The sequence below is a fragment of the Mycobacterium europaeum genome, assembly GCF_002102155.1.
Taxonomy (GTDB): domain Bacteria; phylum Actinomycetota; class Actinomycetes; order Mycobacteriales; family Mycobacteriaceae; genus Mycobacterium; species Mycobacterium europaeum.
Genome location: NZ_LQOU01000028.1, coordinates 114,228 through 133,661, shown reverse-complemented (window position 1 = coordinate 133,661; position 19,434 = coordinate 114,228). Strand labels below are relative to the sequence as shown.

The 19,434-nt window shown below is 69.2% G+C and carries 21 protein-coding genes; 8 read left to right on the top strand and 13 right to left on the bottom strand.

Annotation, left to right across the window (positions count from 1 at the left end):
* Positions 1-4: 4 nt before the first annotated feature.
* From AWC03_RS14735 to AWC03_RS14720, 4 genes are read right to left on the bottom strand one after another with little or no spacing between them, the layout of a single operon-like run.
* A complete protein-coding gene (locus AWC03_RS14735; protein WP_085241459.1) occupies positions 5-1,615 on the bottom strand; it encodes a dipeptide ABC transporter ATP-binding protein in 1,611 nt (536 codons plus the stop codon).
* Positions 1,612-2,487, bottom strand: coding sequence for an ABC transporter permease (locus AWC03_RS14730; RefSeq protein ID WP_085241401.1), 876 nt, complete (start codon positions 2,485-2,487; stop codon positions 1,612-1,614). Before AWC03_RS14730 ends, AWC03_RS14735 begins: the two co-directional genes overlap by 4 nt.
* Positions 2,480-3,406, bottom strand: a complete 927-nt coding sequence (locus AWC03_RS14725) for an ABC transporter permease (protein WP_085241399.1) — start codon at positions 3,404-3,406, stop codon at positions 2,480-2,482. Before AWC03_RS14725 ends, AWC03_RS14730 begins: the two co-directional genes overlap by 8 nt.
* Before the next feature lie 3 nt (positions 3,407-3,409).
* Positions 3,410-5,029 carry a peptide ABC transporter substrate-binding protein gene (locus AWC03_RS14720; RefSeq protein ID WP_085241397.1) on the bottom strand — a complete coding sequence of 540 codons (1,620 nt, stop codon included), beginning with the start codon at positions 5,027-5,029 and terminating at the stop codon, positions 3,410-3,412.
* Between the two features lie 86 nt (positions 5,030-5,115).
* Here AWC03_RS14720 and AWC03_RS14715 point away from each other — a divergent pair, with 86 nt between their 5' ends.
* Entirely contained in the window at positions 5,116-5,907 is a 792-nt protein-coding gene (locus AWC03_RS14715) for an LppU/SCO3897 family protein (RefSeq protein WP_249025886.1), read from the top strand.
* A gap of 7 nt (positions 5,908-5,914) precedes the next feature.
* Here AWC03_RS14715 and AWC03_RS14710 read toward each other — a convergent pair whose 3' ends face one another.
* Positions 5,915-6,457, bottom strand: a complete 543-nt coding sequence (locus tag AWC03_RS14710; RefSeq protein ID WP_085241394.1) for a DUF4232 domain-containing protein — start codon at positions 6,455-6,457, stop codon at positions 5,915-5,917.
* Positions 6,458-6,572: 115 nt separating this feature from the next.
* Here AWC03_RS14710 and acs point away from each other — a divergent pair, with 115 nt between their 5' ends.
* Entirely contained in the window at positions 6,573-8,531 is a 1,959-nt protein-coding gene (acs, locus tag AWC03_RS14705; RefSeq protein WP_085241392.1) for an acetate--CoA ligase, read from the top strand.
* 5 nt (positions 8,532-8,536) lie between these two features.
* Here acs and AWC03_RS14700 read toward each other — a convergent pair whose 3' ends face one another.
* Positions 8,537-9,235 carry a chymotrypsin family serine protease gene (locus AWC03_RS14700; RefSeq protein ID WP_090418838.1) on the bottom strand — a complete coding sequence of 233 codons (699 nt, stop codon included), beginning with the start codon at positions 9,233-9,235 and terminating at the stop codon, positions 8,537-8,539.
* Positions 9,236-9,470: 235 nt separating this feature from the next.
* Between AWC03_RS14700 and AWC03_RS14695 the strand changes: the two genes are divergently transcribed.
* Both AWC03_RS14695 and AWC03_RS14690 read left to right on the top strand, forming a co-directional pair.
* Positions 9,471-9,998: a phage holin family protein gene (locus AWC03_RS14695; RefSeq protein WP_085241391.1), complete on the top strand. Its 528-nt coding sequence runs from the start codon at positions 9,471-9,473 to the stop codon at positions 9,996-9,998.
* A complete protein-coding gene (locus AWC03_RS14690) occupies positions 9,999-10,952 on the top strand; it encodes an alpha/beta fold hydrolase (protein WP_085241389.1) in 954 nt (317 codons plus the stop codon).
* Here the strand turns inward: AWC03_RS14690 and marP are convergent.
* Genes marP through nth form a run of 4 tightly spaced genes read right to left on the bottom strand, consistent with a single transcriptional unit; the run spans position 10,945 to position 14,332 of the window.
* Complete coding sequence (gene marP / locus AWC03_RS14685; protein ID WP_090421339.1) at positions 10,945-12,138, bottom strand: acid resistance serine protease MarP; 1,194 nt, start codon at positions 12,136-12,138, stop codon at positions 10,945-10,947. The genes AWC03_RS14690 and marP overlap by 8 nt on opposite strands.
* A gap of 11 nt (positions 12,139-12,149) precedes the next feature.
* The gene (locus AWC03_RS14680; RefSeq protein ID WP_085241387.1) at positions 12,150-12,965 is read right to left on the bottom strand and encodes an NUDIX hydrolase; all 816 of its coding nucleotides are present in this window, start codon (positions 12,963-12,965) and stop codon (positions 12,150-12,152) included.
* 29 nt (positions 12,966-12,994) lie between these two features.
* Positions 12,995-13,642, bottom strand: a complete 648-nt coding sequence (locus AWC03_RS14675; protein WP_085241386.1) for a TlpA disulfide reductase family protein — start codon at positions 13,640-13,642, stop codon at positions 12,995-12,997.
* Positions 13,643-13,651: 9 nt separating this feature from the next.
* On the bottom strand, positions 13,652-14,332 hold the full coding sequence (gene nth / locus AWC03_RS14670) for an endonuclease III (RefSeq protein ID WP_085241384.1): 681 nt from the start codon (positions 14,330-14,332) through the stop codon (positions 13,652-13,654).
* Between the two features lie 173 nt (positions 14,333-14,505).
* On the opposite strand from nth, the gene AWC03_RS14665 reads away from it, so the two are divergent.
* Both AWC03_RS14665 and crp read left to right on the top strand, forming a co-directional pair.
* Entirely contained in the window at positions 14,506-14,901 is a 396-nt protein-coding gene (locus AWC03_RS14665; RefSeq protein WP_249025885.1) for a hypothetical protein, read from the top strand.
* Between the two features lie 99 nt (positions 14,902-15,000).
* Entirely contained in the window at positions 15,001-15,675 is a 675-nt protein-coding gene (gene crp / locus AWC03_RS14660) for a cAMP-activated global transcriptional regulator CRP (protein WP_044508824.1), read from the top strand.
* Between the two features lie 93 nt (positions 15,676-15,768).
* On the opposite strand, the gene AWC03_RS14655 is transcribed toward crp, so the two are convergent.
* The 3 genes from AWC03_RS14655 to AWC03_RS26965 are packed head-to-tail and all read right to left on the bottom strand — an operon-like array spanning position 15,769 to position 17,183.
* Positions 15,769-16,560 (bottom strand): MBL fold metallo-hydrolase, encoded by a 792-nt coding sequence (locus AWC03_RS14655; protein ID WP_085241381.1) that lies wholly within the window; start codon positions 16,558-16,560, stop codon positions 15,769-15,771.
* Positions 16,557-17,021: a RidA family protein gene (locus AWC03_RS14650; protein WP_085241379.1), complete on the bottom strand. Its 465-nt coding sequence runs from the start codon at positions 17,019-17,021 to the stop codon at positions 16,557-16,559. Before AWC03_RS14650 ends, AWC03_RS14655 begins: the two co-directional genes overlap by 4 nt.
* On the bottom strand, positions 17,022-17,183 hold the full coding sequence (locus AWC03_RS26965) for a Sp36 family protein (protein WP_007166633.1): 162 nt from the start codon (positions 17,181-17,183) through the stop codon (positions 17,022-17,024).
* 77 nt (positions 17,184-17,260) lie between these two features.
* On the opposite strand from AWC03_RS26965, the gene bagA reads away from it, so the two are divergent.
* Both bagA and bagB read left to right on the top strand, forming a co-directional pair.
* Positions 17,261-18,280: an ATPase BagA gene (gene bagA, locus AWC03_RS14645; RefSeq protein ID WP_085241378.1), complete on the top strand. Its 1,020-nt coding sequence runs from the start codon at positions 17,261-17,263 to the stop codon at positions 18,278-18,280.
* Positions 18,277-19,422 carry an ATPase BagB gene (gene bagB / locus AWC03_RS14640; protein WP_085241376.1) on the top strand — a complete coding sequence of 382 codons (1,146 nt, stop codon included), beginning with the start codon at positions 18,277-18,279 and terminating at the stop codon, positions 19,420-19,422. Before bagA ends, bagB begins: the two co-directional genes overlap by 4 nt.
* Positions 19,423-19,434 lie beyond the last annotated feature (12 nt).

Below are 19,434 nucleotides of genomic sequence, written 5' to 3'. Positions count from 1 at the left end.
CAACCTATCCCGGTGGCGCCGGCGCGCGCGGGATGGCCTCCAGTAGCTGACGGGTGTATTCGTGCCGGGGCCGGGTGAACAGCTCCTCGGCCGGGACTTGCTCGACCACGCGGCCGGCGCGCATCACCAGGACGTCGTCGGCGATCTGCCGGATGACCGCCAGGTCGTGGCTGATGAACAGGTAGGCGAGGCCCAGTTCGGCCTGCAGGCCGGCCAGCAACTCCAGAATCTGCGCCCGCACCAGCACGTCGAGCGCGGAGACCGCCTCGTCGCACACCAGCACCTCCGGGCGCAACGCCAGCGCCCGGGCGATTGCCACCCGCTGGCGTTGCCCACCCGACAGCTCGCGGGGCAGCCGCCCCAACACCGATGACGGCAACGCGACCTGGTCGACCAGTTCGCGCACCGCGCGCTCGCGCTGCCGTCGGTCACCGACGTGGTGGATGCGCAGCGGCTCCTCGACGGCCCGAGACACCGTGTACATGGGATCCAGGCTGCTGTAGGGGTTCTGGAACACCGGCTGCACCCGCCGCCGGAAGGCCAACTGCTGCTCCCGGTTCAGTGCGGCGTCGACCCGGGCGCCGTCGAAGACGACCGTGCCCGAAGTGGGCGGCAGCAGGCCGAGGACCATTCGCGCCAGCGTGGACTTGCCAGAACCCGACTCACCGGCGATGGCCAGCGTGCTCGCCCGCCGCAACCGAAACGAAACCCCGTCGACGGCAAGGAATTCCGTTCGCCGCCAGGGAGCGCCGCTGGATTCACGGTAGACCTTCGTCAGTCCCGAGGCGACGAGGATGTCGCCGGCCGGCCGGCGATCCGTCGTCCGGGCCGGCCTGGTAACCGACAGCGACGGCGCCGCGGCCACCAGCCGCCGGGTGTAATCGTGTTGCGGGTCGCGCAGGATCGACTCCGCCGCACCGGATTCCACCACCACACCCGCGCGCATCACCACCACGGACTCGGCGCGTTCGGCGGCCAGCGCCAGGTCGTGGGTGATCAGCAGCAACGCGGTGCCGAGTTCGGTGGTGAGCCCCTGCAGGTGGTCGAGCACCTGGCGCTGCACGGTGACGTCCAGCGCGGAGGTCGGCTCGTCGGCGATCAGCAGCCTCGGCCGGCCCGCCAACCCGATCGCGATCAGCGCCCGCTGGCACATGCCACCGGACAGGTGGTGCGGGTAGCGACCCGCTTGCTTCGCCGGGTCCGGCATGCCCGCCCGGGCCAGCAGCTCCACCGCGCGTTCCCGCGTCCGGCGATCGGAGGTGTTGGCCCGCAGCGCTTCTGAGACCTGGAAGCCGACCTTCCAGACGGGGTTCAGATTGGTCATCGGGTCCTGGGGTATGTAGCCGATCTCGCGGCCCCTGATCGCCCGCAGCGTCCGGCGGTCGGCCCCGGCGATGTCGGATCCGTCGAAGAGGATGCGCCCGGCGGTGATTCGGCCACCGGGCGCAAGCAGGCCGAGGATCGCCGCGGCCGTGGTGGATTTCCCGCAACCCGATTCGCCCACCACCGCGACGGTGTGGCCGGGCAGGACCGTCAGATCCACGCCGCGCACGGCGGCCTGGTCGCCGAAGCGGACCTCGAGGCCCTCGACGGCCAGCAGCGGTTCGCCGGTCATGGGCGCCACGCCCGGGACGCCGGATCCAGGGCGTCGCGCAACGCGTCGCCCATCATCATGAAGGCCAGCACCGTGATCGCCAGCGCGCCGGCCGGATAGAACAGGATGGGCGAGCCGGCGCGCAGCCGGGTCTGGGCGAGGTTGATGTCGCCGCCCCAGGACACCACCGTGCTCGGCAGCCCGACACCGAGGTAGGACAGCGTCGCCTCGGTGACGATGAAAACGCCCAGGGCGAGGGCGGCCATCGCGATGACCGGGCCCAGGGCGTTGGGCAGCGCATGGCGCAGCAGAATTTGAAAGCGGCTCAGCCCCAGCGCTTTCGCGGCCAGGACGTAGTCGCTCGCGCGCACCGCCAGCACCGATCCGCGCGCGATGCGGGCCACCTGCGGCCAGCCGAACAACGCCAGGATGGCGATCACCGTCCACACCGTGCGATGGCGCATCACCTGCATGAGCACGATCGCTGCGAGCAGCAGCGGCAACCCGAAGAACACGTCGCTGACCCGCGAGACCACCGCGTCGACCCAGCCGCCGTAGAACCCGGCCAGCGCGCCGAGCGCGCCGCCGACGACGAACACCACCAGCGCCGCCCCCACGCCGACGGTGACCGAGGCCCGCGCGCCGTAGACGGTGCGGGCGTAGACGTCGTGGCCCTGCAGGTCGGTGCCGAACCAGTGCGCACGCGATGGCGGGAGCAGGCTCTGGCCGGCGTCGGCGTAGGCGGGATCGGCCCCGGTGAACAGCGCCGGAAACATCGCGACGAGCACGACGAACAGGATCAGCAGGCCGGCGATGACGAACTTCGGGCGCCCGCGCAACCCACGCCATGTGTCCCGCCAGAAGCCGCTGCGCCCGGCCGACGGCTCAGCCATACCGGATCCTCGGGTCCAGGGCGGCATACAGCAGGTCGACGGCCAGGTTGGTGATCAGGTAGATCCCCACCAGCACCGTCACGATCGACACGACGGTCGGCGCCTCCTGCCGCGTGACGGCCTGATACAGCACACCGCCGACGCCGTGGATGTTGAAAATGCCCTCCGTCACAATGGCCCCGCCCATCAGCGACCCCAGGTCGGCCCCCAGGAAGGTGACGACCGGGATCAGCGAATTGCGCAGGATGTGCACCGTCACTACGCGCGGCCGGGACAGCCCCTTGGCGGTGGCGGTGCGGACGTAGTCGGCGTGCGCGTTCGCGGCCACCGCGGACCGGGTCAACCGCACCACGTAGGCGAACGACACCGAACCCAGCACGAACCCGGGCAGCAGCAGGCGCCCAAACGTCGACCGCTCGCCCACCGTGACCGGCGCGATGCCCAGCTTCACCCCGAAGACGAACTGGGCCAGGAACCCCAGGACGAAGATGGGCACCGCGATGATGACCAGACCGGTGATCAGCACGCCCGCGTCGAACAGGCCACCGGTGCGCAGGCCGGCGATCACCCCGAAACCGATGCCCAGCACCGTCTCCACGGCCAGCGCGATCAGCGCGAGCCGCAGCGTGACCGGAAAGGCATGCGCCAGAACGTCGCTCACCGGCAGGCCAGAGTAGGACCGACCCAAGTCGCCGCGCAGCACGCCGCCGAGGTAGCGCAGGTACTGCACGACGAACGGGTCGTTGAGGTGGTAGCGGGCCCGCAGCTGCGCGGCGACCTCGGGGGTGAGCGGACGGTCCCCGGCGATCGCGGCGAGGGGATCGCCCGGCAACAGGAACACCATGCCGTAGACCAGCAGCGTGGCACCGAGGAAAACGGGCACCATGACGGCGATCCGGCGCGCGATGTACCAGCCCATGGCTCAGGCCTTGACGATGTTCTCGTAGTCGGGCAGACCGTTCCAGGTGAGCTTGACGCCGCTGACCTGCGGCGACCACCCGACCACCGCGATGTAGTACCACAGCGGCACAGCAGGCATGTCGCGCAATAGGATTCGTTGGGCCTCGTTGACCAGCACATCGGCCCGCTGCAGGTTGGGGGCGGCCTCCGCGGCGGCCAGCCCGGCGTCGAACTCCCGGCTCGAGTATCCAACGTCATTGGATCCCGCTCCGGTGGCGTACAGCGGGGCCACGAACTCGATCATCGACGGGTAGTCGCCGATCCAGCCCGCGCGGAAAGCGGTATCGATGGTGCGGTTGGTGATTTGGGTGCGAAAGCCCGCGAACGTGGGGTGCGGCGCGCCGACGGCATCGATGCCCAGCACGTTCTTTATGCTGTTGGCCACCGCGTCCACCCACTCTTGATGCCCGCTGTCGGCGTTGTATGCGATTGAATACCGCCCGCTCCATGGCGAGATCGCGTTGGCCTGCGCCCAGAGTTGGCGCGCCCGTTCGGGTTTGAAGTCCAATGCGTCGTTACCCGGGATGTGGGGATCGAATCCGGGCAACGAGCTGGCGGTGAAATCCCGGGCCGGGCTGCGGGTGCCGTTGAAGATCTGCTGACAGATCTGCGGGCGGTTGATGGCCGCCGACAACGCCAAGCGGCGCAACCGACCCTCTTCGCCCCCGAAATGCGGCAGCCGCAACGGCGTGTCGAGCGATTGGCTGACCGCGACGGGTCCACTGGCCGCGTTGCCCCCCAGGTCGCGCTTGTAGATCGTCAGCGCGCTGGACGGAATCGTGTCCAGCACATCCAGATTGCCGGACAGCAGGTCGGCATAGGCGGTGTCGAGGTTCGCGTAGAACTCGAAACGCAAGCCCTTGTTGTGCGGCTTTCGGTTGCCCTGGTAGTCGGGATTGGGCTTCAAGTCCATCTTGACGTTGTGTTCCCAGGCCGGCCCGTCGGGACCGTCCGCCAATTCGTATGGGCCGTTGCCGACCGGGTTGCGGCCGAACGCCGCCATATCCCGAAAAGCCCTGTCCGGTAACGGGTAGAACGCGTTGTGTCCCAGCCGCAACGTGAAGTCGACGGTCGGCGCCTTGAGCCGCACATCGAATTCGAGATCGTTGACCACGTGCAGCCCGGACATGGTGGTCGCGCTCGGCTTGGCGGCCGCGACGTCGTCGTAACCGACGATCGGGCTGAAAAAGCTCTGCTGCAGTTGGGCGTTGGTGCTCAGCGCCCCGTAATTCCACGCGTTGACGAATGAATGCGCCGTCACCGGCGAGCCGTCGGTGAACTTCCAGCCGGGCTTGAGGACGATCCGGTAGTTGACGTTGTCGGTGGTCTCGACCGATTGCGCCACCTCCGGCGACGGCTTGCCGGCGGCGTCATAGGACACCAAGCCGGCGAACAGCCGATCCAGGATCCGCCCGCCGAGGCTGTCGTTCGTGCCGGTCGGGACCAGCGGATTCGGCGGTTCCCCGCCGTTGACCACCACCGACTCAGGGCTCAACGCCCCGCCGCCGCACGCGGTCAGGGACGCGAGCGCCAGGAAGCCGGCAACGATCACACTCGTCGCATAGGCCCGCATCCGACGCATGACACCCGACCCTAGGGCCTGCCGCCGCGCCCCGCGGTGAAGTGCCCGGCGCGGGTCCGCGAATTTAGAATCGCGGCGTGACTGTCGTGTATCTGGCTTCGGACCGACCGGGTCTGCTAGCGGGGGAACTGATCTTTACGTTCGGCCTTCCCGCAACCGGATTGATCTGTCTGATCGCCGGCCTGCTGGAGCGCTCGCGCAGACGTCCACCGTTCCCGCCGCCGTACAACACCGGCCATCCGCCCCCACCGCCGATGGGCTATCCGGGCCCGTACCCCGCTCCGCCGCCCTTCCCGGGCTATCCGCCCGCCGTGCCGCCGCGGCGGCCGACGAGCAAGTCGGCCACCACACTGATCACCATCGGCGCCGTCCTGCTGGGGCTGGGCGGGCTGAACATCTTCTTCCACGCGGCGCGCGCCGTGTCAAGCCAAGCTGAGCGAGCCCGCAACACATCGATGCGGGTGGGTGAGTGCGTGAATGAATCGACTTTTAAGGCGGAGCACTTCACCTCCGGGCCGGAGAATAACTGCGCCAACCCGTCCGCCGTCTACGAACTCGCCTTCAAAGGCGGGCCCTCCGCGACGTGCCCCGACGGCAAACGCGATCACTCCTTGTACGACCGCTTCACGGACGATGATTCGATTCTGTGTTTCGCCTTCAATCTCAAAGAAGGACAGTGCTACCAAATGCCGAGCCCGGGCGCCGCTGACATGACCATGCGACTGGGCGACTGCCAGTCCCATTCCGGAGCCCTACAGGTGAAGGTCGTGCAGCGTATCGACGGCAGCACGGACAAAACCCAATGCCCGCCCGGAGACAAAGCAGTCAGCTACCCCGTCCCCGCCCGCGTCTACTGCCTGGCGCGCGCCGACTCGTGACGTCGCTTCAGACGGGCGTGACGGGGTGCACCTGCAGCGTGCACACGTCGATGGCGGCCGGCACGGTCAGCACCACCGTCGTGTCCGGAGGGGTGACCAGCAGCTCGGTGTAGGTGGGGCACGGCGCGCCGTTGGCGTCGATGGCGATGCCCTCCACGACGGCCTGCGCCTGGCTGGACAGCGACAGGATGACCGTCGGCGGTGAGTCGGCGCCGCCCGGCAGGCCGCCCATGTAGCCGCGCAGCGTGGGTTGCGCATGGATGAGTGGCCCACCGGCGCCCGAGTCCACCCCGGGGTATCCGGTCAACGTGCAGGGCTCCGCGCCGCCGGCGAGGCTGAACAGCAGAGTCGTCGCGCGGTGGCCGACGGCGGCCTGAGCCGGCCAGGAGGTGACGGCGATCTGGTCCGACCAGCATGGGGTCGGCTCGTCGGCGGTATCGGTCGGCATGGCCCACGCCGGAGTCCCCAGCATGGCGGTGGCCGCGTAACCCGTTGCGGCCGAGGCAAAGCTGAGAACTAGTCGGCGGATGCGCCGCCCGTGACCCGGCACACCGGTGATTATCCGCCATCGGGGCGCGCTTTGACCTGCATTTCGAGCGTCGTATTTCACGTTGTGGGGCTAGGCTCTCTGACGATCGACGAGCCTCGACACCAGGAGGAAGCCAGTGACCGCCACCGACGCCGTAGGCCCGTCGTCGTATCCCCCGTCCGCGGAGTTCGTCGCGCAGGCCAACGCGGGCGAGGAGCTGTACCGCGAGGCCGACGAGGACCGGCTGGCCTTCTGGGCCAAGCAGGCCCGTCGGCTCTCCTGGGCGACGCCGTTCACCGAGGTGCTGGACTGGTCGAACGCCCCGTTCGCCAAGTGGTTCGCCGACGGCAGGCTCAACGTCGCCTACAACTGCGTGGACCGCCACGTGGAGGCGGGCAACGGCGGCCGCGTCGCGATCCACTGGGAGGGCGAACCCGGCGACAGCCGCAGCCTGACCTATTCCGAGCTGCAGGCGCAGGTGTGCAAGGCGGCCAACGCACTGACCGACCTGGGTCTGGTCGCCGGTGACCGCGTCGCCATCTACATGCCGCTGATCCCCGAAGCGGTCATCGCGATGCTGGCCTGCGCCCGGCTGGGGATCATGCACAGCGTCGTGTTCGCCGGCTTCACCGCCAAGGCGGTACGGGCCCGCATCGCCGATGCGCAGACCAAGTTGCTGATCACCAGCGACGGGCAGTTCCGCCGCGGGAAACCGGCGCCGCTGAAGGACGCCGCGGACGAGGCGGTTGCGCCCGGCCCGGACGGCGACAGCCCCGTCGAGCACGTCCTGGTGGTGCGGCGCACCGGAATCGACGTGTCGTGGGACGACGACCGCGACCTGTGGTGGCACGACGTCGTCGACGCCGCGTCGCCCGAGCACACCCCGGAGCCCTTCGACGCCGAGCAGCCGCTGTTCCTGCTGTACACCTCGGGCACCACCGGAAAACCCAAGGGCATCGTGCACACCAGCGGTGGGTACCTGACCCAGGCGTCCTACACGCACTACTACGTCTTCGACCTCAAGCCTGAGAAGGACGTCTTCTGGTGCACCGCCGACATCGGCTGGGTCACCGGGCACACCTACGGTGTCTACGGCCCGCTGTCCAACGGGGCCACCCAGGTTCTCTACGAGGGCACGCCCGACACACCGACCCAGCACCGGCACTTCGAGATCATCGAAAAATACGGTGTGACAATCTATTACACCGCGCCCACGCTCATCCGGACGTTCATGAAGTGGGGTCGCGAGATCCCCGACGCGCACGACCTGTCCAGCCTGCGGCTGCTGGGATCGGTCGGCGAACCGATCAACCCGGAGGCCTGGCGCTGGTACCGCACGGTGATCGGCGCGGACCGCCTCCCCATCGTGGACACCTGGTGGCAGACCGAGACCGGCTCCGCGATGATCGCCCCCCTGCCCGGGGTCGCCGCCGCCAAACCCGGTTCGGCGATGCGGGCGCTGCCGGGGATCTCGGCCAAGATCGTCGACGATCACGGCGACGAACTGGTGCCGGGCGTCCACCACGGCGAGCACGTGACGGGCTACCTGGTGTTGGACCAACCGTGGCCGTCCATGCTGCGCGGCATCTGGGGTGATCCCGAGCGATACGTCGAGACCTACTGGTCCAGATTCGCCGAGCAAGGCTGGTATTTCGCCGGGGACAGCGCCTATTACGACCGCGACGGCGCCATCTGGGTGGTCGGCCGCATCGACGACGTGATGAACGTGTCCGGGCATCGGCTCTCCAGCGCCGAACTGGAGTCGGCGCTGGTCGGCCACTACGGAGTGGCCGAGGCCGCGGTGGTCGCAAAGACCGACGAGACCACGGGCCAAGCCGTCTGCGCGTTCGTCGTCTTGTGCGCCGAGTACGAGGTGCACGACGGGGTCGTCGACGAGCTGCGCGCCGAGGTGGCCCGGGAGATCTCGCCCATCGCCAAACCGCGTGAGATCCACGTGGTGCCGGAGCTGCCCAAGACGCGCAGCGGCAAGATCATGCGCAGGCTACTGCGCGACATCGCCGAGAACCGGGACCTGGGTGACACCTCGACGCTGCTCGACCCCAGCGTGTTCGACGCGATCCAGGCCTCGAAGTAGCCGCCTCAGGCCGGTAGCGGCGTGAACCCCGCGCCGGGCCGATGCTTGGTGTTGATGTCGGCCAGGATCGCGTTGAACGACTGCACCACGGCCGGGGTGTGCAGCGGGATGTACTTGATGACGCAGGTCGGCAGGTTGTCGCTGAACGCCCCGTGGATCATGCCGACCAGCATGCTGTTGACGGTCACCGGCGCCCCCGAGTCACCCGGCTGGCCGCAGACCTGCATGACGATGGTGCCCGGGTCCTGGCCCGGACCCCAGGTGACGCCGCACGAGTTTCCGGTGGTGCGCCCCTGCTTGCAGGCGATCTCGCCGAAGGCCGGATCCGGGCCGAGGCCGTTGATCACGAAGCCGTTGTAGTTGGCGGTCGGGGTCACCTTGGCCGGATCGAATTTGATGACCGCGTAGTCGAGGTTGTCGTTGCCGGCCACCATGGTGCCCAGGATCCCGGCGTTTTCGGCGCCCTCGGCGGCGACCTTGGCGCCGGGACCGCCGCAGTGCGCGGAGGTGAAACCGATCAGATCACCGGCGGTATCGCCCCCGATGGTCGTCAGGGTGCACATCGTGTCGCCGTTGATGACGATCCCCGCGCCGCCGCCCATCGGGATCTTGACGTCGGCGGCCGCAGCGCGTGGGGGGCAGCCCACCAGAACCACGAACATCGCCGCCATTGCCGCCACGAAGCACCGGTGCGCCGTCTGCACAGCACCACTCCCATCGACAGGCCGGACCCGGACCGGCTTTGCCAGTCTAGTCGGCCGGACGTCTCGCACGCCGTGCTGCGCGCGGTTGCCGGAACCGGTCGCGCGGGCCCAGATCGTCGCCCCGATCGAGGTCGGTCCGGTCGCCGCCCTCGGCTGGCCTCGTCTGGCAAAGCGCCGCATGGCAACATGAACCGCGACGACAGAGCCCGGCCGATGACGAAAGAGGGGACCGTCTGTGAGCAAAGGCGATGGCAAGAACGGTGTGCCCAGCACCCTGACCACGATCCCCCTGACCGACCCGCACGCCCGGCCCGCCGAGCCGTCGATCGGCGACCTGATCAAGGACGCGACCACGCAGGTCTCCACGCTGGTGCGCGCCGAGGTGGAACTGGCCCGGGCGGAGATCACCCGGGACGTCAAGAAGGGCCTGACCGGCAGCGTGTTCTTCATCGCCGCGCTGGTGGTGCTGTTCTACTCCACCTTCTTTTTCTTCTTCTTCGTCGCCGAACTGCTCGACACCTGGCTGTGGCGGTGGGTGGCGTTCCTGATCGTGTTCGGGATCCAGGTGGTGGTCGGGGCCCTGCTGGCCCTGCTGGGCTTCCTCAAGGTGCGCCGGATCCGGGGACCGCGAGAGACCATCGAATCGGTCAAGGAGACGCGCACCGCCCTCACCCCGGGTCACGACAAACCACAGGGAGCGGCCAAGCAGCTCGCCGGGCACGGCAAGCACGAGAAGCCCGAAACCGATCCCTCGGGTTGGTAGATGGCGCCGCCGGATCCGTCGGTCACCCGCATCGACGGGCCGTGGCGTCACCTGGACGTGCACGCCAACGGCATCCGGTTCCACGTCGTCGAGGCCCTGCCCGCCGCCGCCGACACGGCCGCACCGCCCACGGCCCGCCCGCTGGTGATGTTGCTGCATGGTTTCGGTTCGTTCTGGTGGTCGTGGCGTCATCAGCTGCGTGGGCTGACCGGGGCGCGGGTGGTCGCGGTCGACCTGCGCGGGTATGGCGGCAGCGATAAGCCGCCCCGCGGCTACGACGGCTGGACACTCGCCGGCGACACCGCCGGCCTCATCCGCGCGCTGGGGCACTCGTCGGCGACCCTGGTCGGTCACGCCGACGGCGGGCTGACCTGCTGGGCGACCGCGCTGCTGCACGCGCGGCTGGTCTCGGCCATCGCGCTGATCAGCTCACCGCACCCGGCGGCGCTGCGCCGGTCCACGCTGACCCGGCGCGACCAGGGTTACGCGCTGCTGCCGACGTTGCTGCGCTACCAGCTGCCCATCTGGCCGGAGCGCCTGCTGACCCGCGACGACGGGGCCGAGATCGAGCGCCTCGTCCGGCGTCGCAGCAGCGCCAAATGGCTTGCTTCCGAAGATTTTTCCGAATCCATTCGTCACCTGCGGATCGCCATCCAGATCCCCTCGGCGGCGCACTGCGCGCTGGAATACCAGCGCTGGGCGGTGCGCAGTCAGCTGCGCGACGAAGGCCGCCGCTTCATGAAGTCGATGTGCCAGCGGCTCAGCGTGCCGCTGCTACACCTGCGCGGCGACGCCGATCCCTACGTGCTGGCCGACGCGGTCGACCGGACGCAGCGCTACGCCCCGCAGGGGCGGTACGTATCCATCGCGGGCGCAGGGCATTTCAGCCACGAAGAGGCGCCCGAGGATGTCAACAGACACTTGATGAGATTCCTCGACCAGGTGGTCAGCTGACGCACGACCCGGTGTTCACCTGCCGGGTGTCGCCGATCTTGGCGAGCTGGCCGGCCACCTCGTCGGCCGTCAACACGAAACCGGTGTCGGGGTCGTCGACGGCCGCACCGAACACCACGCCGAGCACCTGACCGTTCAGGTCGATCAGCGGTCCACCCGAATTCCCTTGCTCCACATTGGCTCTGATGGTGTAGACGTCACGGGTCACCGGTGCGGGATCGCGGTAGATGTCGGGGCCGCTGAGCTTGATCACCTCGCGGATGCGGGCCGGCGTCGCGGTGAAGTTGCCGCCGCCCGGATAGCCCAGCACCACGACGCTGGTACCGGTCTTCGCCTCGTTCTGCGCGAACACCAACGGCGGTGGCGGCAGGTTGGGCACCGCGAGGATGGCGATGTCGACCGACGGGTCGTAGGACACGACGGTGGCGTCCAGCGGGGTTCCGCTGGCGTAGATCTGCACGCTGTTGGAGCCGGCCACCACGTGCGCGTTCGTCATCACCCGGTCCGGGGCGATCACGAATCCGCTGCCCTCCAACACTTTCTGGCAGCTCGGCGCCAGGCTGCGCACCTTGACGACGCTGGGCGCGGTGGCCTGCACCACCGGGTTGTTGGCCAGCGCCGGGTCGGGCGAGGCGACCGGAATCACCGGCGTACGGCTGAACGGCTCGAGCACCGCGGGCAGGCCCGAGGTGTTCAGCAGGGCCGACAGCCGCTTGGGCACCGTCTTCAGCCACGGCGGGGCGACCTCGTTGACCTGGGCCAGCACCCGCGAGCCGCGGACCGCGGCGGCCAGCTCCGGCTGATCCTTGGACTGGGTCAGCGGCGTCGCGAGCAACCAGGCCGCGGTCAACACCACCACCACCTGAACGCCCACCCCGATGAACGAGTCCACCGTCCGGATCAGGCGGCTGCGGATCGCGCCGCGGACCGCGCGTCCCAGCACCACCCCCGCGACCTCGCCGATGACGACCAGCGCCAGGATCAGGAACAGGGCGGCGAACAGCTTGGCCCGGGGCGCGGCGATGTGGCTGACGAGGTGGGGGGCCAGCAGCACACCGGCGATCGCGCCCAGCAGGACGCCGACGAACGACAGCAACGAGCCCAGCGCGCCGGATCGCCAGCCCGAGACGGCCGCGATGAAGGCGACCGAGAGCACGGCCACGTCAAGCCATTGCGACGGGGTCATCGAGTTCATGTTCACCGCGGAGGTCCGCCCTGCTCGCCCACGAGCGCCATCGCCGCGTCCAACTCGCGGAAGTCGGTGGTGTCCCACGGCCGGGCCCATCCGGCGACGTCGAGCATCGCGGAGATCACCTGGCCGGTGAATCCCCAGACCAGCATCTCGTTCAGCAGAAACGCCGGTCCGGCCCACCGGCGGCCGGCCTCACCCCGGTACACCATCAGCCGGTTGGCCGGATTGATGAACGCGCGCACCGGAACCCGCGCCACGATCGCGGTTTCGGCCTCGTTGACGACGTTCACCGGCCCGGGGTCGGGCGAGTAGGCCAGCACCGGGACGACGTGGAACCGCGACGGCGCGATGAACGTGCGTTCCATGGTGACCAGGGGACGCAGCCGGGACACGTCGATCCCGGTCTCCTCCCGGGCTTCGCGCAGGGCGGTGGCCACCGGACCGTCATCGACGGGATCGGAGGCACCGCCGGGAAACGCCGCCTGCCCGGCATGGTGGCGCAGCGTCGAGGCCCGCACGGTGACCAGCAGGTCGGCGTCGTCGGGGACGCCGCCGTCGGCCGGCGCGGACTCCGGACCCGAGAACAGCACCAGGACGGCGGCCTCGCGACCGCTGCCGCTCAACGCCGACACGGTCTTGCCGGTGATCATCGCCAGCACGTCGGCCGGTAGCCGGCGCCGATACGCGTCGGGCATCCGCTCGACGTTGTCGACCAGGGGGCGCAGCCACGCGGGCGAGGAGTCCGGCGTCAGCGGAACCGTCCCGCGCGCGTCGGCCGGCGTGCCGCCTTCCCCGGGCGGGGGCATGCCCCCAACAGTCACCGGGCGCTCCAGTCGGTCCAATGTACGGCTTATCCCTTGTCGTTTCCGACCGCTGCGGCGATCTCGTCGGCACTGCCGAAAGCCCGCGGCAGCATCTGGGCAACGCTACCGTCCGGCCGCAGCACCACCGTCGCAGGCATCACGTTTACCACCCCCAGCGCCGCCGCGATCCGACGGCGACCGTCCTGCAGCGTCGGCAGGCGAACGCCCAGCTCGGCCAGGCGCAGCAAGGCCGCCGTCTCGTTCTCGTCTTGGTGCACGGTCACCACCGTCACGTCCGGTCCGGCGCGCCGTTGATACTCGGCCATCGCGGGCAGTTCGGCCGCGCACGGCGCGCACCAGTACGCCCACAGGTTGAGGACCACCCGGCGCCCGGCGAGCGCGCGGGCGACGTCGACGACCGAACCGTCCGCGGCGCATTCGGCGGTGACACCGCGCAGCGCCCGGGGGCCGGGGGCGGCGCCGGCGGCGGGGCACGGCGGGAGGTCGGCCCGCTGCCGCGGGCCCGCCAGCGCCGCCGCCGTGTCGGCGTCGCGATGTTCGCGGTCACCGGTGTCCGCGGCTGTGCCGGGTTTCGACGGCGTCGCGGACTCGTCGTGCAGCTGGGCCACCAGGGCCGCGGTCAGCGCCGCCACCACCGTAAGGATCGCGATCGTCCAGCGCGTCGTGCGCGTCAAGGCCGTGCCCTACAGGCCGGCCAGGGCGAGCAGGTGCTCGGTTTCCGGGCCCCGGACCAGCGGCGCGGCCAGCAGGGGCTCGGTGGGCCCGAGGCCGAAGGACGGGCAGTCCTTGGCCACCAGGCACACCCCGCACGCCGGCTTGCGCGCGTGGCACACCCGGCGGCCGTGGAAGATCACGCGGTGGCTCAGCATGGTCCACTCGCTGCGTTCGATCAGCTCGCCGGCCGCGCGCTCGATCCTGACCGGGTCCTTGTCGGCGGTCCAGCGCCACCGATGCATCAGCCGCGCGAAGTGGGTGTCGACCGTGATGCCGGGGACGCCAAAGGCGTTGCCCAGGATCACGTTGGCGGTCTTGCGGCCCACCCCGGGCAGTGTCACCAATTCCTCCATGGTGGAGGGCACCTCGCCGTCGAACCGTTCGACCAGCGCCTGCCCCAGGCCGATCAGCGAGGTCGCCTTGTTCCGGAAGAACCCGGTCGGACGGATCAAGGTCTCCAGTTCGTCGCGGTCGGCTTGCGCGTAGTCCAGCGCCGAGGGGTACCGCTTGAACAACGCCGGCGTCGTCAGGTTCACCCGTTTGTCGGTGCTCTGCGCGGACAGAATGGTGGCGACCGTCAGCTCGAGCGGCGTGGTGAAGTCGAGTTCGCAGTGCGCGTCCGGAAAGGCCTGTGCCAGCGCCCGATTCATCCGGCGGGCGCGCCGCACCAAGCCGACCCGGGTCTCCTCGGCCCAGCGCCGCGCAGCGTCGCCGCCCGGAGGTGTCGACGTGGACTTCGTGCGCCCGGACGACTCAGCCGCTGTCACCTACGACAGAGTACTGATTTCGTGATCTCGCCGAGACCTCGTGTTGATTGGAGGCCATGTTTACTCTCCTTGTGTCATGGTTGCTGGTGGCCGTCGTTCCGGGGCTGCTGATGCTGGCGGCGCTCGGCTTGGGACGGCTCGAACGGGGCCTGTCCCGCGACGACGTCGCGGTGCTGGCGGTGACCGAGCTCTTCGAGCGCGTCGAGCTCGTCGACATGCGGACCCTGGCCCGGGAGGGCATGCCCGAGGCGGTCGAATACCTGCACCGGCGCGAGGCGTGGGAACTGTCGGAGGCCGCGCTGGCCGGCATCACGGCCCGGCCGCGGCACGCGGCGCCGTCGTTTGCCGCCAGCTTCATCGACCATGCCGAGCTGACATTGCCGACGCGAATACACGCGCATTCGCCGATCAATCCGCAGTTTAAGGCCACTCGACACGTCAATCGTGTGTAGCGTTGCTCGTTGGACAAAATGTCCTACCGCTAGACTCAGCACGCGAGAGCACGGGATTACCTGCCCGTAGCGCAATCATTGGAAATCTGAAGAGGCAATGTGGACGAGATCCTGGCAAGGGCAGGAATCTTCCAAGGGGTTGAGCCCGGCGCCGTCGCCGCGCTGACGAAGCAACTGCAACCCGTCGACTTTCCCCGTGGACACACGGTCTTCGCCGAGGGCGAGCCGGGCGATCGGCTGTACATCATCGTCTCGGGGAAGGTGAAGATCGGCCGTCGGTCTCCCGACGGCAGGGAGAACCTGCTGACGATCATGGGCCCCTCGGACATGTTCGGGGAGTTGTCGATCTTCGACCCGGGCCCGCGGACTTCCAGCGCGACCACCATCACCGAGGTGCGTGCGGTGTCGATGGACCGCGACGCGTTGCGTGCCTGGATCGCCGATCGACCCGAGATCGCCGAGCAGCTGCTGCGGGTGCTGGCCCGACGGCTGCGCCGCACCAACAACAACCTCGCCGACCTCATCTTCACCGACGTGCCCGGCCGGGTGGCCAAGCAGCTGCTGCAGCTCGCCCAGCGTTTCGGCACCCAGGAGGGCGGCGCGATGCGGGTCACCCACGACCTGACCCAGGAGGAGATCGCCCAGCTGGTGGGCGCGTCCCGGGAGACGGTGAACAAGGCGCTGGCCGATTTCGCCCACCGCGGCTGGATCCGCCTGGAGGGCAAGAGCGTGCTGATTTCGGACTCCGAAAGGCTGGCCCGCCGAGCGAGGTAAGCGAGTCAGGTAAGCGCGCGAATTGCGCCGAGATCGACGTTATCGACCCGTTCTCTCGACGTTTTCCGCGATGGCGTCGATTTCGGCGAGAGTTCAGCGCTGCAAATAGTCCAGCTGCGCCTGAACCGACCATTCGGCCGCGTCCCAGAGTTTCTCGTCGACGTCGACATAGACGTGTTCGACGACCTGGCGTGCGGTGGCGTCGTCGCCGATGTCCCGCAGCGCGGCGCGGACCTGCTCGAGTCTTTCGTGGCGGTGCGTCAGGTAGCCAGACGCGACGGCCTCCAGGTCGGCCAGCTCCGGCCCGTGACCGGGCAGCACCGTCCGGTGCCCGAGGCCGCGCAGCCGGCGCAACGACTCGAGGTAGTCGGCCAGGCTGCCGTCTTCGGAATCTATGACGGTGGTGCCGCGGCCCAGCACGCTGTCCGCGGTGAGCACCGCGTCGTCGAGCAGGAATGAGAAGGAGTCGGCGGTGTGGCCGGGGGTGGCCATCACCTTGATCTTCAGGCCGGCCGCGTCGATCACCTCCCCGTCGGCGAGGTGACCGCCGAGGCCGCGCAAGAACCCGCTGCCCGCCGAGCGCACCGTCGCCCCGGTCCGCTCGACCAGCTTGTCGATGCCGTCGGTGTGGTCGCCGTGCCGATGACTGATCAGCACCAGCGAGATGCGGCCCAGCGCGGCGACCCGGTCGATGTGGTCGTCGTCGTCCGGCCCCGGATCGACGACGACCATCTCGTCGCTGCCCTTGCCGCGCAACACCCAGGTGTTGGTGCCCTCGAGCGTCAGCAATCCGGGGTTGTCGGCCAGCAGGACCGAGGCGGTGTCGGTCACCGCCCGCAGCCTGCCGTAGGCGGGATGGCTCAGCGACTCGGGTGCGGCGGTCACGGTCGTGAGCCGACCTCCACGATCAGCTCGACTTCCACCGGCGCATCCAGCGGCAGCTCGGACACGCCGACCGCCGACCGCGCGTGCGCGCCGTCATCGCCGAACACCTCGGCCAGCAGCTCGGAAGCCCCGTTGATGACGCCGGGCTGGCCGTTGAAACCCGGGGCGGAGGCGACGAAGCCGACGACCTTGACCACCCGGGTCACCGCGTCGATGCCCACCAGCGAATCGACGGCCGCCAGGGCGTTGAGCGCGCAGATCCGCGCCATCGCCTTGCCCTCTTCCATACTGACCTGCGCCCCGACCTTGCCGGTCCCGGCCAACTGCCCGGCCCGCATCGGTAGCTGGCCGGCGGTGTAGACCAAGTCACCCGTTCGCACCGCGGGCACGTAGGCGGCCAGCGGCGCCACCACCTCCGGAAGCGCGACGCCGAGTTGCGCGAGCCGGGCCGACGCGGTCATCTACTTCGGGCGCTTCAGATACGCGACGTGTTGCTCGCCGGTGGGACCGGGCAGCACGGACACCAGTTCCCATCCGTCGGCACCCCACTGGTCGAGAATCTGTTTGGTGGCGTGCGTCAGCAGCGGGACGGTGACGTATTCCCATGCGGTCGGTTGGCTCATGGCGCGAGCTTATCGGTCGGATGTGAACGGCTCTGGCCTGCCCGTGGCCCGGGCGCCGGTCGGGCTAGCATGCGAAGGTGGCAAACACATCGAGCGGCGGCGGCGCCGTCGGCTGGCCGGCGCGGCTGTCTAAAGCCCGCCTGCATTTCGTCACCGGCAAAGGCGGTACGGGCAAGTCGACGATTGCGGCCGCACTGGCACTGACCCTGGCAGCCGGAGGCCGCAAGGTGCTCCTCGTGGAAGTCGAAGGGCGACAAGGCATCGCGCAACTCTTCGACGTTCCGCCGCTGCCCTACCAGGAGGTCAAGATCGCCACGGCCGAACGGGGCGGTCAGGTCAACGCACTGGCGATCGACATCGAGGCCGCGTTCCTGGAATACCTGGACATGTTCTACAACCTCGGCATCGCCGGGCGGGCGATGCGGCGCATCGGCGCGATCGAGTTCGCGACGACGATCGCGCCCGGCCTGCGCGACGTGCTGCTCACCGGAAAGATCAAGGAGTCGGTGGTGCGCGTCGATAAAAACCGGCTCCCGGTCTACGACGCGGTGGTCGTCGACGCCCCGCCGACGGGGCGGATCGCGCGCTTCCTGGACGTCACCAAGGCCGTGTCGGATCTGGCCAAGGGCGGCCCCGTGCACTCGCAGAGCGAGGGTGTGGTGAAGCTGCTGCACTCCGAGCAGACCGCCATTCACCTGGTGACCCTGCTGGAGGCGCTGCCGGTGCAGGAGACGCTGGAGGCCATCGAGGAACTCGCCGAGATGGAGCTGCCGATCGGCAGCGTGATCGTCAACCGCAACATCCCGTCTCACCTGCAGCCGGCCGACCTGGCCAAGGCCGCCGAGGGACACGTCGACGCGGACTCACTGCGCGCGGGATTGGAGATGGCCGGGATCAAGCTGAACGACACCGACTTCGCCGGGCTGCTGACCGAAACCATCGAGCATGCGGCGGTGATCGCCGCGCGGGCCGAGATCGCGCAGCAGCTGGACGCGTTGCAGGTGCCGCGGCTGGAACTGCCGGCGATCTCCGACGGCGTCGACCTCGGAAGCCTCTACGAGCTTTCGGAATCGCTTGCGCAGCAGGGGGTTCGATGATCACCGCACCGAACAGGCTTGATATGGCGGCCATCTTGGCCGACACGTCCAACCGAGTGGTGGTGTGCTGCGGCGCCGGCGGGGTGGGGAAAACCACCACCGCGGCCGCCATGGCGTTGCGCGCGGCCGAATACGGCCGCAACGTCTGCGTGTTGACGATCGATCCGGCCAAGCGGCTGGCGCAAGCGCTGGGGGTCAACGACCTTGGCAACACCCCCCAGCGGGTGCCCCTGGCGCCCGAGGTTCCCGGCGAGTTGCACGCGATGATGCTCGACATGCGCCGCACGTTTGACGAGATGGTGCTCCAGTACTCCGGAAACGGGCGGGCGCAAGCGATTTTGGACAACCAGTTTTATCAGACCGTCGCCAGCTCGCTCGCCGGCACGCAGGAGTACATGGCGATGGAGAAGCTGGGTCAGCTGTTGGCGCAGGACCGCTGGGACCTGGTGGTGGTGGACACGCCGCCGTCGCGCAACGCTCTGGACTTCCTGGACGCGCCGAAACGACTGGGCAGCTTCATGGACAGCCGGTTGTGGCGACTGCTGCTCGCGCCGGGCCGGGGCATAGGCCGATTGGTCACGGGCGCAATGGGTTTGGCGATGAAGGCGATGTCCACCGTGCTCGGCTCGCAGATGTTGAGCGATGCGGCGGCGTTCGTGCAGTCACTGGACGCCACCTTCGGTGGTTTCCGGGAGAAGGCCGACCGTACCTACGCGCTGCTGAAGCGGCGCGGCACCCAGTTCGTCGTGGTGTCGGCGGCCGAACCCGACGCACTGCGCGAGGCCTCCTTCTTCGTCGACCGGTTGTCCCAGGAGGGGATGCCGCTCGCGGGGCTGGTCTTGAATCGCACCCACCCGACGTTGTGCTCGTTACCCGCCGAGCGGGCCATCGACGGATTCGAGACCTTGGAGGCCGAACGGGATTCCGAGGCGGCGTCGTTGGCCGCGGCCGTGCTGAGGATTCACGCCGACCGCGCGCAGACCGCCAAGCGGGAGATCAGGTTGCTGTCCCGCTTCACCGGGGCCAATCCGCACGTGCCGGTCATCGGGGTGCCTTCGCTGCCGTTCGACGTGTCGGACCTGGAAGCGCTGCGCGCGCTGGCCGACCAGATCACTTCCACCGGCGACGCGGCGGTCCGCTGAGGGACCCGGGCG

Coding starts and splice junctions, on each gene's coding strand:
- AWC03_RS14735 (WP_085241459.1), bottom strand. CDS start 1,615: ATGACCGGCGAACCGCTGCTGGCCGTCGAGGGCCTCGAGGTCCGCTTC.
- AWC03_RS14730 (WP_085241401.1), bottom strand. CDS start 2,487: ATGGCTGAGCCGTCGGCCGGGCGCAGCGGCTTCTGGCGGGACACATGG.
- AWC03_RS14725 (WP_085241399.1), bottom strand. CDS start 3,406: ATGGGCTGGTACATCGCGCGCCGGATCGCCGTCATGGTGCCCGTTTTC.
- AWC03_RS14720 (WP_085241397.1), bottom strand. CDS start 5,029: ATGCGTCGGATGCGGGCCTATGCGACGAGTGTGATCGTTGCCGGCTTC.
- AWC03_RS14690 (WP_085241389.1), top strand. CDS start 9,999: ATGGCGCCGCCGGATCCGTCGGTCACCCGCATCGACGGGCCGTGGCGT.
- marP (WP_090421339.1), bottom strand. CDS start 12,138: ATGACCCCGTCGCAATGGCTTGACGTGGCCGTGCTCTCGGTCGCCTTC.
- nth (WP_085241384.1), bottom strand. CDS start 14,332: ATGAATCGGGCGCTGGCACAGGCCTTTCCGGACGCGCACTGCGAACTC.
- AWC03_RS14665 (WP_249025885.1), top strand. CDS start 14,506: ATGTTTACTCTCCTTGTGTCATGGTTGCTGGTGGCCGTCGTTCCGGGG.
- AWC03_RS14650 (WP_085241379.1), bottom strand. CDS start 17,021: ATGACCGCGTCGGCCCGGCTCGCGCAACTCGGCGTCGCGCTTCCGGAG.
- AWC03_RS26965 (WP_007166633.1), bottom strand. CDS start 17,183: ATGAGCCAACCGACCGCATGGGAATACGTCACCGTCCCGCTGCTGACG.
- bagB (WP_085241376.1), top strand. CDS start 18,277: ATGATCACCGCACCGAACAGGCTTGATATGGCGGCCATCTTGGCCGAC.